The organism is Micromonospora sp. A3M-1-15 (genome assembly GCF_024213425.1).
GTDB lineage: Bacteria > Actinomycetota > Actinomycetes > Mycobacteriales > Micromonosporaceae > Micromonospora > Micromonospora chersina.
In genome coordinates this window covers 100,445-116,631 of sequence record NZ_JANAVK010000001.1, presented here as the reverse complement: position 1 = coordinate 116,631, position 16,187 = coordinate 100,445, and the positions used below count along the sequence as shown (strand labels likewise).

16 protein-coding genes are annotated in these 16,187 nt (G+C 74.3%); 11 read left to right on the top strand and 5 right to left on the bottom strand.

Features of this window, described 5'->3' with window-relative positions; genetic code table 11:
• Positions 1 to 14: 14 nt before the first annotated feature.
• Together NLX85_RS00565 and NLX85_RS00560 are read right to left on the bottom strand one after the other, a co-directional pair.
• On the bottom strand, positions 15 to 854 hold the full coding sequence (locus NLX85_RS00565; protein WP_254331060.1) for a peptidylprolyl isomerase: 840 nt from the start codon (positions 852 to 854) through the stop codon (positions 15 to 17).
• 66 nt (positions 855 to 920) lie between these two features.
• On the bottom strand, positions 921 to 1,790 hold the full coding sequence (locus tag NLX85_RS00560; RefSeq protein ID WP_254331059.1) for a peptidylprolyl isomerase: 870 nt from the start codon (positions 1,788 to 1,790) through the stop codon (positions 921 to 923).
• Positions 1,791 to 2,050: 260 nt separating this feature from the next.
• Between NLX85_RS00560 and NLX85_RS00555 the strand changes: the two genes are divergently transcribed.
• The 3 genes from NLX85_RS00555 to NLX85_RS00545 all read left to right on the top strand — a co-directional run bounded on the left by NLX85_RS00555 (position 2,051) and on the right by NLX85_RS00545 (position 5,188).
• Positions 2,051 to 2,770 carry an MBL fold metallo-hydrolase gene (locus NLX85_RS00555; RefSeq protein ID WP_254331058.1) on the top strand — a complete coding sequence of 240 codons (720 nt, stop codon included), beginning with the start codon at positions 2,051 to 2,053 and terminating at the stop codon, positions 2,768 to 2,770.
• Positions 2,771 to 2,860: 90 nt separating this feature from the next.
• Positions 2,861 to 4,201, top strand: a complete 1,341-nt coding sequence (gene hisS / locus NLX85_RS00550) for a histidine--tRNA ligase (RefSeq protein WP_254331057.1) — start codon at positions 2,861 to 2,863, stop codon at positions 4,199 to 4,201.
• 51 nt (positions 4,202 to 4,252) lie between these two features.
• Positions 4,253 to 5,188 carry an acyl-ACP desaturase gene (locus NLX85_RS00545; protein WP_254331056.1) on the top strand — a complete coding sequence of 312 codons (936 nt, stop codon included), beginning with the start codon at positions 4,253 to 4,255 and terminating at the stop codon, positions 5,186 to 5,188.
• Positions 5,189 to 5,202: 14 nt separating this feature from the next.
• Here the strand turns inward: NLX85_RS00545 and NLX85_RS00540 are convergent, their stop codons facing one another.
• Positions 5,203 to 5,712 (bottom strand): PaaI family thioesterase, encoded by a 510-nt coding sequence (locus NLX85_RS00540; protein WP_254331055.1) that lies wholly within the window; start codon positions 5,710 to 5,712, stop codon positions 5,203 to 5,205.
• Between the two features lie 56 nt (positions 5,713 to 5,768).
• On the opposite strand from NLX85_RS00540, the gene NLX85_RS00535 reads away from it, so the two are divergent.
• The 3 genes from NLX85_RS00535 to NLX85_RS00525 all read left to right on the top strand — a co-directional run bounded on the left by NLX85_RS00535 (position 5,769) and on the right by NLX85_RS00525 (position 9,203).
• On the top strand, positions 5,769 to 6,242 hold the full coding sequence (locus tag NLX85_RS00535; protein WP_254331054.1) for a helix-turn-helix domain-containing protein: 474 nt from the start codon (positions 5,769 to 5,771) through the stop codon (positions 6,240 to 6,242).
• A gap of 209 nt (positions 6,243 to 6,451) precedes the next feature.
• Entirely contained in the window at positions 6,452 to 7,501 is a 1,050-nt protein-coding gene (locus tag NLX85_RS00530) for a S1 family peptidase (RefSeq protein WP_254331053.1), read from the top strand.
• Positions 7,502 to 7,598: 97 nt separating this feature from the next.
• Positions 7,599 to 9,203: an MFS transporter gene (locus tag NLX85_RS00525; RefSeq protein WP_254331052.1), complete on the top strand. Its 1,605-nt coding sequence runs from the start codon at positions 7,599 to 7,601 to the stop codon at positions 9,201 to 9,203.
• Here NLX85_RS00525 and NLX85_RS00520 read toward each other — a convergent pair.
• Entirely contained in the window at positions 9,172 to 9,885 is a 714-nt protein-coding gene (locus NLX85_RS00520) for a DUF998 domain-containing protein (protein ID WP_254331051.1), read from the bottom strand. The two genes, NLX85_RS00525 and NLX85_RS00520, sit on opposite strands and share 32 nt — an antisense overlap.
• A 145-nt stretch (positions 9,886 to 10,030) precedes the next feature.
• Between NLX85_RS00520 and aspS the strand changes: the two genes are divergently transcribed.
• The 4 genes from aspS (at position 10,031) to NLX85_RS00500 (ending at position 14,744) form a co-directional block, all read left to right on the top strand.
• Entirely contained in the window at positions 10,031 to 11,836 is a 1,806-nt protein-coding gene (gene aspS / locus NLX85_RS00515) for an aspartate--tRNA ligase (protein ID WP_254331050.1), read from the top strand.
• A 62-nt stretch (positions 11,837 to 11,898) separates the two neighbouring features.
• Positions 11,899 to 12,708, top strand: a complete 810-nt coding sequence (locus tag NLX85_RS00510) for a sugar nucleotide-binding protein (RefSeq protein WP_254331049.1) — start codon at positions 11,899 to 11,901, stop codon at positions 12,706 to 12,708.
• A 69-nt stretch (positions 12,709 to 12,777) separates the two neighbouring features.
• Entirely contained in the window at positions 12,778 to 13,371 is a 594-nt protein-coding gene (locus NLX85_RS00505; protein WP_254331048.1) for a transcriptional regulator, read from the top strand.
• Positions 13,368 to 14,744, top strand: coding sequence for an MFS transporter (locus tag NLX85_RS00500; protein WP_254331047.1), 1,377 nt, complete (start codon positions 13,368 to 13,370; stop codon positions 14,742 to 14,744). Before NLX85_RS00505 ends, NLX85_RS00500 begins: the two co-directional genes overlap by 4 nt.
• Before the next feature lie 39 nt (positions 14,745 to 14,783).
• Here the strand turns inward: NLX85_RS00500 and NLX85_RS00495 are convergent, their stop codons facing one another.
• On the bottom strand, positions 14,784 to 15,524 hold the full coding sequence (locus NLX85_RS00495) for a GNAT family N-acetyltransferase (protein ID WP_254331046.1): 741 nt from the start codon (positions 15,522 to 15,524) through the stop codon (positions 14,784 to 14,786).
• Positions 15,525 to 15,550: 26 nt separating this feature from the next.
• On the opposite strand from NLX85_RS00495, the gene NLX85_RS00490 reads away from it, so the two are divergent.
• Entirely contained in the window at positions 15,551 to 16,105 is a 555-nt protein-coding gene (locus NLX85_RS00490; RefSeq protein ID WP_254331045.1) for a GNAT family N-acetyltransferase, read from the top strand.
• The last annotated feature ends 82 nt before the right edge of the window (positions 16,106 to 16,187 follow it).

Genomic DNA, 16,187 nt, shown 5'->3' with positions numbered 1-16,187 from the left:
GTCGTACGGGCGGGTCAGCCGCCCTGGATGTCGCTCATGCTGAGCTTGTTGATGACGATCTCCTTCTTCGGGTGACCGCCGCCGGCCTGCTGGGCGAAGGCACCGTCGTCACCGGCCGCGGCGACCTGCTTCACCAGGTCCATGCCGCCGGTGATCGTGCCCAGCACGGTGTAGTTCGGGTCGAGCTGGGAGTCGCCGTACACGATGAAGAACTGGCTGCCGGTGCTGCCCTGCTGGCCGGAGTTGGCCATCGCGATGACGCCCTCCGGGTAGGGGGGCCGCTTGTCGGTGGGCAGGTTCTCCTCGGCCATGTTGTAGCTCGGGCCGCCGGTGCCGTCGGTCTCCCGCCAGCCCTTGCCGGACGCGCTCGGGTCGCCGCACTGGAGCACCTTGATGCCCTCGGTGACGAGCCGGTGGCACTTGGTGTTGTCGAAGAAGCCCTTGCTGGCCAGGTGGGTGAAGCTGCCCGCGGTGCAGGGCACGTTGCCGCGGTCGATCTTGGCGGTGATCGGGCCCAGGTTGGTGTCGATCGTCATGGTCTGGGTGCCCTTGTTGGCCTGCTGGGTCGGGGGCAGCCCCACATCCTTGATCTGCTTCGAGCGCCCCTCCTTGGGGACCTCGTTGAACACGCACTGGGAGAACCCGTCGCCGCCGGCGGTGTTCTGCTTCTTGTCGTCACCGCCGAGCGAGGTGGCGAGCCAGACGGTGCCGGCCACGACGAGCACCAGCACGGCCGCGGCGCCGACGATGGCCTGGGTCTGCCGGCGCTTGCGGGCCTTGGCGGCGCGTTCGGCCATCTCCCGCTCGAGGCGGGCCCGCGCCGCCGCGCGTTGCCGCTCTCTCGTGGACGTCACGGTCACTCCTCACATGCTTCTCGGGTACGGCGGTGCTCGCCGCTGCTCAGGGTGGGGCGGGCCGGGTCAGCCGGCGCTGGGGCTCGCCGCCGGGGCGCTCGTGGCGGCCGGCGCGGCGTTCGGCTCGCCGACGGTGAGGCTCTGGATCACCACGTCCGTCTTCGGCTTGACCTTGGCCCCGCTCCCATTGTCCACGGTCGGCAGGGCGCCGATCTTCTCGACCACGTCGAGGCCGCCGGTGACCTTGCCGACGATCGTGTAGCCGGGGGTGGGCGGGTTGAAGTCCTTGAAGAAGATCAGGAACTGGCTGCCGTTGCTGCCGGGCGGGTTGCCGATCATGGCGACCGTGCCCTTCGGGTACGCCGGGGGCTGCGCCGGCGCCGGCGAGGCGGAGGGGCTGGCCTCCGGCGCGGTGGGGACGTTCTCGTTGTAGAACGAGTAGGCCGGGCCGCCGATGCCGCTGCCGCTCGGGTCGCCGCAGCGCAGCGCCCCCTCGGTGGTGATCTCGTGGCACTTGGTGTTGTCGTAGAACGACTTGCCGGCCAGGAACGAGATGCTGGCCGCGCCGCACGGGGCGGCGGCCAGGTCCAGGTCGGCGGTGATCGGGCCGCCCTGGTTGGTGGTGACCGTCATGGTGCGGGTGCCGGTGGTGGGCAGGCCGGTGGTGGGCGGGGTGCCCACGTCCTTGAGGTTGGTGTTGGCCGTGGCGTCCTGCGGGGTCCAGAGGCAGGTGTCCTCGGCGGCCTGCTTCTTCGGCTCGGAGTCGAAGGCGCCCAGCGCCCAGGCCGAACCGACCACGATCAGCGCGAGCACCACGGCGGCGCCGACACCGGCCTGGATCTGCCGGCGGCGCTTCACGGCCGCGGCCCGCCGGGCGAGCTGCCGGTCGAGCTTGGCCCGCGCCAGTTTGCGCTGCCGGTCCCTGCTGGAAGCCACCCGTGCTCCCCTTCCTCTACCCTGGTTCTGGCCAGCGCCGGGCGCTGCCCGCCCGTCCGCTGGGAGGGTGCGCCACGCCACACGCCCGCCAGAGTGTACGGGTACCGGCTGGGAAAGTGGTGTACGAGGTCCGGCCTGGGTTTATCGGGCGTTGTCACTGTGCCGGGCGGGGCTGGTGGGGCCGGTGGTCGGCGAAACCGGGTCGCCCGTGCGACTAGGCTGCTGACAGGGACGACGACCTGGACGGAAGGGGAGCGGACGTGCTCGTGGCCGGCTTTCCCGCGGACGCCTTCGGCACCAACTGCTATGTGGTGGCGACCGCGCCGGGGGAGCAGTGCGTGGTGGTCGACCCCGGCATCGGCGTGCTCGACCGGCTCGACGCCGTGCTCGCCGAGCACCGCCTGCACCCGGCCGCCGTGCTGCTCACCCACGGCCACCTCGACCACACCTTCTCGGTGGCCCCGGTCTGCGGCGCGCGGGGCATCCCCGCGTACGTCCACCCGGAGGACCGGGAGCTGCTGGCCGACCCGTCCAAGGCGCTCTCGATGGACCTCACGCAGCTCTTCGGCGGGCGGCTGCCCTACGCCGAGCCGGACGACGTGGCGGAGCTGACCGACGGCGCGACCCTGTCGCTGGCCGGGTTGGAGATCACCGTCGACCACGCCCCCGGCCATACCGGCGGGTCGGTGCTGTTCCGGATGCCCGGCGCCGGCTCGCCCTGGGAGGCCGAGCAGATCTGCCTCTCCGGTGACGTGCTCTTCGCCGGCTCGATCGGCCGCACCGACCTGCCGGGCGGCAGCATGCCCCGCATGCTGGCCAGCCTCCGGGAGAAGGTCCTCCCGCTGGCCGACGACACGGTCGTCCTGCCCGGCCACGGCCCGCAGACCACCATCGGCCGCGAGCGCGTGACCAACCCGTACCTCGTCGAGGTGTCGGGGACCGGCGGCGCGCGCCCGGCGGCGCCCACCCGCGGCCTGTAGCCCGGCCGCGGCCCACGACCTCACCGCGCGGTCCGCGCGGCGCCTACGGAGACTCTGCCGCGCGGGGCGCGGCTGCCAAGGGAGTACGCCATGAGCAAGCCCACGCCCATCTCCGGCTTCCCGGAGTGGACGCCCGCCCAGCGGATGATCGAGCAGTTCGTGCTCGACCGGATCCGCGCCACCTTCGAGCTGTACGGCTTCGCGCCGCTGGAGACCCGCTCGGTCGAGCCCCTCGACCAGCTGCTGCGCAAGGGGGAGACCTCGAAGGAGGTCTACGTGCTGCGCCGGCTCCAGGCCGACACCGACGGGCCGGCCGGCGACGACGCGCTCGGCCTGCACTTCGACCTGACCGTGCCGTTCGCCCGCTACGTGCTGGAGAACGCCGGCAAGCTCCAGTTCCCGTTCCGCCGTTACCAGATCCAGAAGGTGTGGCGGGGTGAGCGCCCGCAGGAGGGGCGCTACCGGGAGTTCCTCCAGGCCGACATCGACATCGTCGACCGGGACACCCTGCCGGCCCACTACGAGGCCGAGATGCCGCTGGTCATCGGCGACGCGCTGCGCTCGCTGCCGATCCCGCCGGTGCGGATCCAGGTGAACAACCGCAAGATCTGCGAGGGCTTCTACCGGGGGGTCGGGCTGACCGACCCGGAGGCGGCCCTGCGCGCCGTCGACAAGCTCGACAAGATCGGCCCCGCGAAGGTGGCCGAGCTGCTGGCGGAGACCGCCGGGGCGAGCGAGGCGCAGGCCAAGGCGTGCCTGGCCCTCGCGGAGATCTCCGCGCCGGACGCCTCGTTCGCCGACGCGGTCCGCGCCCTAGGGGTGACCGACCCGCTGCTCGACGAGGGCATCGCGGAGCTGACCGCCGTGGTGGAGACCGCCGCCGCGCACTCGCCCGGTCTCTGCGTGGCCGACCTGCGGATCGCCCGCGGCCTGGACTACTACACGGGCACCGTCTACGAGACGCAGATGATCGGCTACGAGCGGTTCGGCTCGGTCTGTTCCGGCGGCCGGTACGACAACCTGGCCAGCTCCGGCAACGCTCGCTTCCCCGGGGTGGGCATCTCCATCGGGGTGACCCGGCTGCTCGGCCTGCTCTTCGGCGCGGGCGCGCTGTCGGTCTCCCGGGACGTGCCGACCTGCGTGCTGGTCGCGGTGAGCGCCGAGGAGGAGCGGCCGGCCAGCAACCGGGTCGCCGAGGCGTTGCGCTCCCGGGGCATCCCGACCGAGGTGTCGCCGAGCGCGGCCAAGTTCGGCAAGCAGATCCGGTACGCCGAAAGGCGCGGCATCCCGTACGTCTGGTTCCCCGGGGCCGAGGGCGACGAGGTGAAGGACATCCGCTCGGGCGAGCAGGTGGCCGCCGCAGCGGGGGAGTGGACCCCGCCCCGGGCCGACCTGAAACCGCTGGTCGGGCCCGCGACCGCTGGCGCCTGACGACGATTGGACCTACGGTGGCGTAAGTTACGCCACCGTAGGGAGATCGTCGTGACCGTGCTCAGCCAGACCGCTCTGCTCCGCGAGCTCGAACCCGTGGTCGAGAAGAACCTCGACCGGCACCTGTCGCTGGCCAAGGAGTGGTTCCCGCACGAGTACGTGCCGTGGAGCGAGGGGCGGACCTTCGACGGCCCCCTCGGCGGCGAGCCCTGGGCCGAGGGCGACTCGACCATCCCCGACGTGGCTCGGACCGCGCTGATCGTCAACCTGCTCACCGAGGACAACCTGCCCTCGTACCACCACGAGATCGCCACGCTGTTCGGGCGGGACGGCGCGTGGGGGACCTGGGTGCACCGGTGGACGGCCGAGGAGGGGCGGCACGGCACGGCGATCCGCGACTACCTGACGGTGACCCGGGCGGTCGACCCGGTGGCCCTCGAACGGGCCCGGATGACCCACATGTCGGCGGGCTACGTCAACACCCACGACGACGAGGTGCTGCACTCGCTGGCGTACGTCTCGTTCCAGGAGTTGGCCACCCGCATCTCGCACCGCAACACCGGCCGGGCGACCGGCGACCCGACCTGCGAGGCCCTGCTGGCCCGGGTGGCGGCCGACGAGAACCTGCACATGGTCTTCTACCGCAACCTGCTGGGCGCCGCCGTCGAGCTGGCCCCGAGCCAGGCCATGCGGGCCGTCGCCGACGTGCTGGCCGACTTCCAGATGCCGGGCGTCGGCATCGACGGCTTCGCCCGCAAGTCGGTGGCCATCGCCCTGGCCGGCATCTACGACCTGCGCCAGCACCGGGACGAGGTGGTGGTCCCGGTGCTGCGCCAGTGGAACCTGTTCGAGGTGACCGGCCTGGACGCCGACGGCGAGGCCGCCCGCGACCAGATCGCCGCCCAACTGGACACCCTGGAGACCCAGGCGTCCCGGTTCGAAGAGAAGCGCGCGGCCCGCGCCGCCCGCCTCGCCGCCACCCGCTGACGGCGGGCGGGGGGTCAGGCGGGTTGGTCCAGCGGGAACAGGAGGCAGCTTGACGTGGCGTGGGCGATCAGGCGGGCCTTCGCGTCGGTCAGGCGGGCCTCGGCCAGGGCGGTGCGGCGACCCCGCTGGAGCACGGTGCCCTCGCAGCGCAGGGTGCCGCTGGCGACCGTGACCGGGCGGAGGAACTTCACGTTCAGGTCCAGCGAGGTGTAGCCGACGCCGGCCGGCAGGGTGGTGTGCACGGCGCAGGCGGCCGCGGTGTCCAGCAGTGTGGAGAGGACGCCGCCGTGCACGGTGCCCAGCGGGTTGTAGTGGAACTCCTGCGGCACCAGCTCGACCGCGACGCGGCCCTCGTCGGCCTCCATCCGGGACATGTCGAGCAGGTGCATGACGGGCGGCGCGGCCAGCTCCCCGGCGATCATCGCGCGCAGCAGCTCCAGGCCGCTGCGACGGCCGATGTGCGCGGCCCCGGCGACGGGGTCGGACCAGGTGAAGGTGCGGCTGCGCTCCTGCGTCTGTGTCATGGACTCAGCCTCGCAGCGCGTTGCTGAGTCTGTCAATCAGACCTAGCCTGGTCGGCATGAGACCCGCGGCACTGGACTGGTCGGTGGAGAACTGCACCATCGCCCGCGCCATGGAGATCCTCGGCGAGCGGTGGACCCTGGTCGTGCTCCGCGAGGTCTTCAACGGCGTGCGCCGCTTCGACGACATGCGGGTGCGCACCGGCATTCCCCGGCAGGTGCTCACCAACCGGCTGGCCATGCTGGTCGAGCAGGGGGTGCTGCGCCGGGAGCCCTACCGGGAGCCGGGCAGCCGGCTGCGGCACGAGTACCGGCTCACCGACAAGGGGCTCGACCTCTGGCCGGTGCTGGTCGCGGTGCTCGGCTGGGGCGACCGCTACCTGGCCGACCCGGACGGCTCGCCGTTGAGCGTCGCCCACCGCGACTGCGGCGCCGAGGTCCGGGTGGCGCTGCGCTGCGCCGAGGGGCACGAGGTGACCGACCCGCGCGACGTGGTGCCGCGCCCGGGCCCGGGCGCCCGCCGCCGCGCCTGAGCGCCCCGGCCGGCTCTGACAGCCGATGTCGGCGATGTTGCTTCGCGGTTACATCGTGCGGCCCTGCGAATTCGGGCAAAGCCACGTCTTGCTCATGATCTTAAATATGTGAATACTTTGGTCGTCCGGCCGGTTTCCCCAGGTCGGCCGGGCTGTCCCCGGGCGCGTCCGCGTGACAGTGCCCGTCGCCCCCATCCGGAGGTTGTTACATGCGACCCACGAGGTCAATGCTCCGCCGCGCCGCCGTCGTCGCCATGGCCGGCACCCTGGTCACCGGCTCGCTGCTCGGCGCACCCGCCCAGGCCGCCCCCGCCTCGCCCGCGTCGCCCGACGCCGCCGCCGCCCTCGCCACGAAGCTCGGTGACCGCGCCGCCGGCGCGTACGCCGACAGCAGCGGCGCCATGGTCGTCGCGGTGACCGACGCCGCGGCCGCCCGCCAGGTCCGCGCCGCCGGCGCCACCCCGAAGCTCGTCACCCGGGGCGCCGACAAGCTCGCGGCCGCCGCCAACGAACTGGAGCGGTCCGCCAAGATCCCCGGCACCGCCTGGTGGACCGACCCGGCCACCAACCAGGTCGTCGTCTCCGTCGACAGCACCGTCACCGGCGCCAAGCTGGACAAGGTCAAGGCCGCGGTGGCCCGCACCGGCGGCGCGACCCGGATCGTGTCCGAGCCCGGCGTGCTGAGCAAGCGCCTCTCCGGCGGCCAGGCCATCTACACCGGCGGGTACCGCTGCTCGCTCGGCTTCAACGTCCGCAGCGGCAGCACGTACTACTTCCTCACCGCCGGGCACTGCACCAACCTGGGCTCGACCTGGTACTCCAACTCCAGCCAGACCACCGTGCTGGGCAGCCGTGCCGGCACCAGCTTCCCGGGCAACGACTACGGGATCGTGCGCTACACCAACGGCAGCACGCCGCCCGGCAACGTCTACCTCTACAACGGCAGCTACCAGGACATCACCACGGCTGGCAACGCGTACGTCGGCCAGAGCGTCCGGCGCAGCGGCAGCACCACCGGCCTGCGCAGCGGCAGCGTCAGCGCCACCAACGCGACGGTGAACTACGCCGAGGGCAGCGTGTACGGCCTGATCCGGACCAACGTCTGCGCCGAGGGCGGCGACAGCGGCGGCTCCCTCTTCTCCGGCAGCACCGCGCTCGGCCTCACCTCCGGCGGCAGCGGCAACTGCTCCTCCGGTGGCACCACCTACTTCCAGCCGGTCACCGAGCCGCTCAGCGTCTACGGCGTGAGCGTCTACTGACCGACCGCACGCGCACGGGCCGCCGGGGAACCGGCGGCCCGTTCCGCGTTCGTGGATCACCGGACTGACCGCCGCCGCGCGGGGTACGTTCCGCCTGGTGAGCGCCCCCGTGACCACCCCGACCGCGCAGCCCGCGTCCGCCTGGGCACCGCTGCGGATCGCCGCGTTCCGCGGCCTGTGGCTGGCGGTGCTGGCCAGCAACGTCGGCACCTGGATGCAGACCGTCGGCGCCCAGTGGCTGCTGGTGGACCGGCCCAACGCGCCGACCCTGGTCTCGCTGGTGCAGACCGCCAGCATGCTGCCGGTGCTGCTGCTGGCATTGCCGGCCGGCGCCCTCGCCGACACCTTCGACCGGCGGCGGCTGCTGATCGCCGTGCAGGGTTTCCTGGTCGCGGTCGGCGTCCTGCTCACCGCGCTGACCGCCGCCGACCGGATGCCGCCGGCGCTGCTGCTCACCCTCACCTTCGGCCTCGGCGTGGGACAGGCGCTCACCCTGCCGGCCTGGCAGGCCGTGATTCCCGAACTCGTGCCCCGGGCGCAGCTCGTCTCCGCCGCGGCGCTCGGCTCGATCAGCGTCAACCTGGCCCGCTCGGTGGGGCCCGCGGTCGCCGGTGTGCTCGTGGCGCGGGCCGGCGTCGCGGTGGTCTTCGCGGTCAACGCCGTCTCGTTCGCGATCTTCGCGCTGGCGCTGCTGCGCTGGCGGCCCGAGCGGCCGGAGACCGAGCCGACGCCCGAACGGTTCACCGCGGCGTTGCGCGCCGGCGGCCGGTACGTGCGGCACTCCCCGGTGGTCCGCCGGATCCTGCTGCGGGCCGCCGTGTTCGTGGTGCCGGGCAGCGCGCTGTGGGCACTGCTGCCGCTGGTCGCCAGCCGCCGGCTCGGCCTGGGCGCCGGCGGGTACGGCGTGCTGCTCGGCGCGCTCGGCGTCGGTGCGGTGGCCGGCGCCCTCGTCCTGCCCCGGCTGCGCCGGGCGCTCTCCACCAACCGGCTGCTGCTCCTCGCCGGTCTCCTCTACGCCGGGGTGCTGCTGGTCCTCGCGCTGGTGCCGGCGCCGGCCGTGGCGGTGGCCGCGCTGGTGCCGGCCGGGCTGGCCTGGATGACCGTGCTGTCCAGCGTCAACGCCGCCATGCAGCTCTTCCTCCCCGGCTGGGTACGCGCCCGCGGCCTGTCGGTCTACCAGATGGTCTTCGCCGGCGGGCAGGCGCTCGGCGCGGTCGCCTGGGGCGCGCTCGGTGAGGTCACCGGCCTGGTCGGGGCGCTCACCGCGGCCGCCGTGGTGATGGCGGCCGGCGCGCTCAGCGTGCTGCTGTGGCCGCTGCGCGAGACCCGGGGCGTGGACCGCGACCCGGCGATCTACTGGCCCGAGCCGCACCTGGCGCTGGAGCCGCACCCGCGCGGCGGCCCGGTGCTGGTCACCGTCTCCTACACCGTCCACCCCGAGCGACAGGCCCAGTTCGTCGAGGCGATGCGGGCGGTCGGCCGGTCCCGGCGGCGGACCGGGGCGATGCGCTGGGGGCTGTTCCGGTCCGGGGAGCGGACGCACGGCTTCGTCGAGGTCTACCAGGTGCCCTCCTGGGAGGAGCACCTGCGCCAGCACGGCGGCCGGCTCACCGGGGCGGACCGGGCGGTCGAGGAGCGGGCCCGGGCGCTCGCCGGGGACGACGTACGGGTCAACCACCTGCTCCCGGCCGACCCGGACTGACCGGCGGCCCGCCCGGCCGGGACGGGTCCGCCACCGGTGGCCCCGCGGGCCGCGCCGACCAGCGGCGGTGCGCCCGCCGGGCGGAGAGGACGGCGGCCAGCGGCCAGAGCGCGACGGCCAGCGCGGCCACCCGCTCGGCCAGCCCGGTCCGCGACCCGCCGGTCACCTCGACGACGAACCAGCCGAAGAGGAGCAGCAGCACCGCGGTGACGGCCAGGGCCACCGGCCGGCGGAACGCCCACGGCGGCGCGCCGGCGGGGGAGGCGGCCACGCCGCGCCGGACGGCCCGGGGCAGCCGCAACGCCGACCCGGCCGGCCAGAGCGACAGGGCGAGCACCGCGACCGTGGCCACCGTCCCGTGCGCCGGGGAGCCGCCGACCTGCGGCCGGGGGAAGGCGATCAGCGCGATGGTGGCCATCCCGCCGACGGCGAGCAGGAACCGGCTGGGCAGCCCGGCCGCGTGCAGGACCAGCGCGGTGCCCAGGTAGCAGCAGCCGAGCAGCACCAGGCAGGCCGCCATCAGCCACGAGTCGGTCGCGCCGACCCCGGCCAGCTCGCTGATGGTGTCGCGCACCGGGTCGTAGCCGGCCGGCTGCCGGGCGGCCGCCACCGTCGAGCCCGCCACCAGCAGGACGGGCGCCGCCGCGGCCGTCGCCACGGCCCAGCTCGGTACGGCACGCACCCGGCCACGGTAACCGTCCGGCCCGGCCGGGGCCCGGCGTTCGCCGCGGACCGACCCGACCGGCTCGGCGGGTGCCCGGGAGGCGGCCCGCCCGCCCTGACAGAATGCGGGGAGCAGACGTGGACCAGATGAGGAGACGCAAGCCGTGATCCGTACCCACAATGCCGGAAGCCTGCGCGCCGCGGACGCCGGCTCGACGGTGACGCTCGCCGGGTGGGTGGCCCGCCGACGCGACCACGGCGGCGTCATCTTCGTCGACCTGCGCGACGCCTCCGGCGTCGTGCAGGTGGTCTTCCGCGAGGAGGACGCGCACGCGCTGCGCAACGAGTTCTGCGTCAAGGTGACCGGCGAGGTGACCCGCCGCCCCGAGGGCAACGAGAACCCGGACCTGCCGACCGGCGAGGTCGAGGTGACCGCGACCGCCCTGGAGGTGCTCTCCGAGGCCGCGCCGCTGCCGCTGCCGGTCGACGACCAGATCGAGGCCGGCGACGACATCCGGCTCAAGTACCGCTACCTCGACCTGCGCCGCGGCGGCCCGGCGAAGGCCATGCGGCTGCGCTCGCGGGCCAACCAGCTCGCCCGCACGGTGCTGCACGAGCGGGACTTCCTGGAGATCGAGACCCCGACGCTGACCCGCTCCACCCCGGAGGGCGCCCGCGACTTCCTGGTCCCGGTCCGCCTCCAGCCCGGCAGCTGGTACGCGCTGCCGCAGTCGCCGCAGCTGTTCAAGCAGCTGCTCATGGTCGGCGGCATGGAGCGCTACTACCAGATCGCCCGCTGCTACCGCGACGAGGACTTCCGCGCTGACCGGCAGCCCGAGTTCACCCAGCTCGACATCGAGATGTCCTTCGTCACCGAGGACGACGTGATCGACCTCGGCGAGGCGATCGTGGCGAAGCTCTGGTCCGACCTGGCCGGCTACGAGATCCCCCGGCCGATCCCGCGGATCACCTGGCACGACGCCATGTCCCGCTACGGCTCGGACAAGCCGGACCTGCGCTACGGCGTCGAGCTGACCGAGCTGACCGACTACCTGCGCGGCACCGAGTTCCGGGTCTTCGCCGGCGCGATCGACGCGGGCGGCTACGTCGGCGCGGTGGTCATGCCGGGCGGCGCGAGCCAGACCCGCAAGGAGCTGGACGGCTGGCAGGACTGGGCCAAGGCGCGCGGCGCGCGCGGCCTGGCCTACGTGGTGCTCGACGCGGAGACCGGCGAGGCGCGCGGCCCGGTGGCCAAGAACCTCTCCGAGGCGCACCTGGCCGGGCTGGCCGACGCGGTCGGCGCGAAGCCGGGCGACGCCGTCTTCTTCGCCGCCGGCACGGACGCCCGGGAGGCACAGGAGCTGCTCGGCGCGGCCCGCGTCGAGATCGCCAAGCGGGCCAAGCTGGTCGACGAGAGCGCCTGGGCGTTCTGCTGGGTGGTCGACGCGCCGATGTTCGAGAAGACGGACGAGGGTGGCTGGACCGCCGTGCACCACCCGTTCACCTCGCCGAACGCCGAGTGGGTGGACCGGTTCGAGGAGGCGCCGGACCGGGCGCTGGCCTACGCGTACGACATCGTCTGCAACGGCAACGAGATCGGCGGCGGCTCGATCCGTATCCACCGCGGCGACGTGCAGCAGCGGGTGTTCGACCTGCTCGGCATCACCGCCGAGGAGGCGCAGGACAAGTTCGGCTTCCTGCTGGAGGCGTTCAAGTACGGCGCCCCGCCGCACGGCGGCATCGCCTTCGGCTGGGACCGGGTCTGCATGCTGCTGGCCGGCGCCGACTCGATCCGCGAGGTCATCGCCTTCCCGAAGACCCGCGGCGGCTTCGACCCGCTGACCGGCGCACCGACGCCGATCACCGGCCAGCAGCGCGCCGAGGCCGGCATCGACGCCAAGCCGAAGGCGCCGACCGGCCCGCACGCCGGCACCGCCGGCCCGGCCGCCCCGGTGGCCGACCCGACCTGATCCTCGGTCGACGAAGGGCCCGCGTCATGATGGCGCGGGCCTGTCGACGTCTGGAGGACGGGATGAACCTGCTCGTGGTGGGGGCCAGCGGCCTCCTCGGCGCCGAGGTGTGCCGGCAGGCGGTGGCGGCCGGGCACCGGGTGGTCGGCACGTACCACTCGACCGCCGTCGCGGTGCCGGGCGTCGCGCCGCGCCGGCTCGACGTCACCGACCGGGCCGCCGTGCGCGCGCTGCTGACCGAGGTACGCCCCGACGCCGTCGTGGCCACCCCCTACCGGTACGACGACTGGGCGGTCACGGCGGACGGGGCGGCCCACATCGCGTACGCCGCCGCCGAGGTGGGGGCCCGGCTCGTGCACCTGTCCAGCGACGCGCTGCACGCCGGCCGGCCGACGCCCTACCTGGACGACGACGTGCCCACGCCCGTGCACCCGTACGGGGCGGCGAAGGCGGCCGCCGAGACGGCGGTGCGGGCCGTCGACCCGGGGGCGGTGCTGGTGCGGACCTCGCTGATCGTGGGGGAGGGGAGCAAGCAGATCCAGCTCTGCCGGGACGCCCTGGCCGGCCGGGCCGTCCTCTTCACCGACGAGGCCCGCTGCCCGGTGCACGTGGCCGACCTCGCCGCGGCGGTGCTGGAACTGGTGCCCTCCGACCTGGCCGGCCCGCTGAACGTGGCCGGACCGGAGGCGGTCAGCCGCGCCGAGATGGGCCTGCTCGTGGCCCGGCACGAGGGCCTGGACCCGGCCGGCCTGAAGACGGCCACCATCGCCGAGTCCGGCCTGCACCGTCCAGCCCTGGTACGCCTCGACTCGTCACGGGCGGCCGGGCTACTGCGTACCCGGTTGCGCGGCATCACCGAGGTGCTGGCCTGATTCCCCGCTTGCACAGTTTCTGTGCAGAACTCTTGTGCACAGAAACTGTGCACAGATATTGTGCATGGCATGGAGAACGAGAGGTCGCGTCCCGAGCCGCGTGAAGTGCGGCTGGACCATCGACAGGTGCGGGTGCTGGCCCACCCGCTGCGGATGCGCCTGCTCGGCGCGCTCCGGGTGAAGGGCCCGTCCACCGCCACGGCCCTCGCCGAGATGCTCGGCACCAACACCGGCGCCACCAGCTACCACCTGCGCCAGCTCGCCGAGGTGGGGCTCGTCGTGGAGGACCCGGACCGGGGCACCGGCCGGCAACGCTGGTGGCAGGCGGCGCACGACGTCTCCAACTTCGAACCGAGCGACTACGACGACGACCCGGACGCCCGCGCCGCCATCGACTGGATCCAGGGCGACCAGGTGCGCCTCCTGGCGCAGCACGCCGAGCAGTGGTTCGCCACGAAGCAGGAATGGGCGCCGGAGTGGCGGGACGCCTTCGGGATGAGCGACAGCTTCCTGACCGTCCCGGCCGCCCGGCTGGAGCGGATCCAGGCCGAGGTCTGGGCGATCCTCGAACGCCACCGCGGCGAGGCCGACCCGGCCGAGCCCGGCGCCGAGCCGGTCCAGATCTACTTCGCCACCTACCCCCTGCTGAAGGAGTTCCGGTGACCGCGCTCTCCGTACGCCAGGTCCGGTTCCGCTACCTCACCCTCTACGGGCTGCGCTGGCTGCCCACCGGCCTGCTCGTCCCGGTGATGATCCTGCTCATGCAGGAGCGCGGCCTGTCGCTGTCCCAGATCGGCCTGCTGGCCACCGCGCAGGGCCTGGCCGTGCTGGCGCTGGAGCTGCCCACCGGAGGGCTGGCCGACGCGCTCGGCCGCAAGCCGGTGCTGGTCGTCGCGTGGGCGGTCTGCCTGGCCTCGCTGGTGCTCTTCGCGGTGGCCGACTCCTTCTGGCTGTTCTTCCTGGTCTGGGCCCTGCAGGGGATCTACCGGGCGCTCGACAGCGGCCCGCTGGAGTCCTGGTACGTCGACGCCACCCTGGCCGCCGACCCGAAGGCCGAGTACGAGCGCGGCCTGGGCTGGGCGGGCACCGTGGCCGGCGTCGCCATCGGCGCCGGCGCGCTGCTCGGCGGCGGCCTGGTCGCGTTCGGGCCGGTCGGGCCGCTCAGCGCGCTGACCCTGCCCGTGCTGGTGGCCATCGCCCTCCAGGGGGCCGCGCTGGTCGCGCTCACCGTGCTGCTCGTCGAGCACCGGCCGGCCCGGGGCGCCGCCGCCGTGCGGGCCTCGGTGGCCGAGGCGCCCCGGATGGTCGTCCAGGCCGTCGGCCTGCTGCGCCGCAACCGGGTGCTGCTCGCGCTTGTCGCGGTCGAGCTGTTCTGGGGCTTCGGCATGATCACCTTCGAGTCGCTGCTGCCCGTGCGCCTCGCCGAGGTGGTCGGCGGCGCCGACCGGGCCGCCGCGCTGCTCGGCCCGGCCAGTTCGGCGGCCTGGCTCGCCAACGCGGCCGGCGCCGCCCTGACCCCGCTGCTGCTGCGCCGGCTCGGCGCCGCGCCCGCCGCCGCGCTCATGCGGGTCCTCCAGGGCGTCACCGTGGTCGGGATGGGCCTGCTCGCCGGCCCGGTCGGTGTGCTCATCGCCTACCTGGCCTGCTACACCGTGCACGGCGCGTCGAACCCGCTGCACATGGGGCTGCTGCACCGGCAGGTCGACGGCCCGTACCGGACCAGCGTGCTCTCGCTGAACTCGATGATGGGCCAGCCGGCCGGCGCGCTCGGCGCCGTGGTGCTGACCGCCCTGGCCGACGCCACCAGCATCAGCGTCGCCATGCTGGTCGGCGCCGTGGTGCTCGCCGTGGCCGCCCCGCTCTACCTGCCGGCCTGGCGGGCCGGGCGCCGGACGGCGGACGCGGAGCCCGACCCGGGCGAGCGCCGGCCCGGTGACTCGGCCTCCGGTCCGGGCCACCCCGGTCCGGCGCTCGACCCCGCCGGCCCGGTGGACCCGGTCACGGTCGCCGTCTCCACACCCGCGCGGTCGGACTGAGCCCGTGCCCGGCCCGGGGAGGTGGTCGTGGTGGGGGGATCAGCCCAGGTGGACCGAGGTACGCGGCTCGGTGCCGGTGTAGCCCAGCCGGCGGTACAGCCGGATCGCGCCGGCGTTGGCGGTGTAGACGCCGAGCGCCACGTGGTCGTACCGGCTGAACAGGGCACGGGTCATCCCGGCGGTGAGCGCTGCGCCGAGCCCCCGGCCCCGGCGGTCCGGCGCCACGGTCAGCCCGGCGAGGAAGCCGACGTCGCCCCGGCTGCGGTCGGCGCCGCAGGCCACCAGGCGGTCGCCGTCGCGGATGCCGTACCAGTCGACGATCCGCGGGTCACCCGGGCGGGAGGTGGTGCTGGGGAAGGCCTCCTCGATCAGCGCCGCCAGCGCGGGGTGGTCGGCCTCGCCGAGGCGGACGACCCGCTCCTCCGCCGGCTGCTGCGGCGGGGCGGTCCTGGTCCACAGGAAGTCCCACTCGTCGAGCCGGGCCACGGTGAACCGGTCGGCGACCTCCTCGGCGGCGGTCCGGGGCAGGTGCAGCCACTGGCCGGCGTGCAGCGTCCCGTCCGCCACCAGGCCCGCGAAGACGTCCAGCGCCGGCCCGGCCGCCCCGACCGCCCCGCCCGCCGGCCCCTGCCCCGGCGGGAGGAGCCAGCCGACCGTGCCGCCCCGCCGCCAGCCCCGCGCCTCGTGGTCCCGCCAGAGGGCGTGCCGGGCGTACGGGTGGTGGCCGGTGGCGGCGAGCAGGGTGTCCCGCCCCGACAGGACCTCCTCGGCAGTGATCATGCGGCCAGCCTACGAGAGGAGAAATCGTGACCCCCGTCCACTCCGTACGACCGGTGCGCCTGCCAGGCCGGCGCTGCGTGCTGCGCGAATGGGCCGACGACGACGTGCCCGCGCTGCACGCGCTGCTCACCGAGCCGCGGGTGCTCGACCGGGTGCTCGACGAGCGGGCGCCCTCCCGGGACGAGGTCCGCGCCGCCCTGTCCGGCTGGCGGGAGGAGGCGGCCGGCGAGCCGCGGCCGGAATACCGGTTGGCCGCCGTCGACGGGGACCGGCTGCTCGGGCTGGGCACCCTGACCGTGGAGAGCGTGCCGCACCGGCGCGGCGAGATCGGCTACGTGGTGCACCCCGACCACTGGGGCCGGGGCCTCGGCACCGAGATCGCCGGGCTGCTGCTCGACCTGGCGTTCGGGCCGGTGGGACTGCACCGGGTGGAGGCGACCACCCGGCCGGACCACGCCGCCTCCCGGCGCGTGCTGGAGAAGACCGGCCTGCGCTACGAGGGGATCAGCCGCGACCACCTGCTCGTCCGCGGCTCCTGGTGGGACTCGGTGCGGTACGCGATCCTCGCCACCGACCGCTGACGGCGCCCGCCGGCGGCGGAGCCGGCGTTCCACGGTGGAGATTGACGAACAGACCGATTGGGTACATCGGTGGCCGACCTAC

What these genes read in the sequence shown, in the direction of transcription:
- hisS (WP_254331057.1), top strand. Translation starts at nt 2,861, where the DNA reads ATGAGCAAGCCCACGCCCATCTCCGGCTTCCCGGAGTGGACGCCCGCC.
- NLX85_RS00540 (WP_254331055.1), bottom strand. Translation starts at nt 5,712, where the DNA reads ATGACACAGACGCAGGAGCGCAGCCGCACCTTCACCTGGTCCGACCCC.
- NLX85_RS00535 (WP_254331054.1), top strand. Translation starts at nt 5,769, where the DNA reads ATGAGACCCGCGGCACTGGACTGGTCGGTGGAGAACTGCACCATCGCC.
- NLX85_RS00530 (WP_254331053.1), top strand. Translation starts at nt 6,452, where the DNA reads ATGCGACCCACGAGGTCAATGCTCCGCCGCGCCGCCGTCGTCGCCATG.
- NLX85_RS00510 (WP_254331049.1), top strand. Translation starts at nt 11,899, where the DNA reads ATGAACCTGCTCGTGGTGGGGGCCAGCGGCCTCCTCGGCGCCGAGGTG.
- NLX85_RS00505 (WP_254331048.1), top strand. Translation starts at nt 12,778, where the DNA reads ATGGAGAACGAGAGGTCGCGTCCCGAGCCGCGTGAAGTGCGGCTGGAC.
- NLX85_RS00495 (WP_254331046.1), bottom strand. Translation starts at nt 15,524, where the DNA reads ATGATCACTGCCGAGGAGGTCCTGTCGGGGCGGGACACCCTGCTCGCC.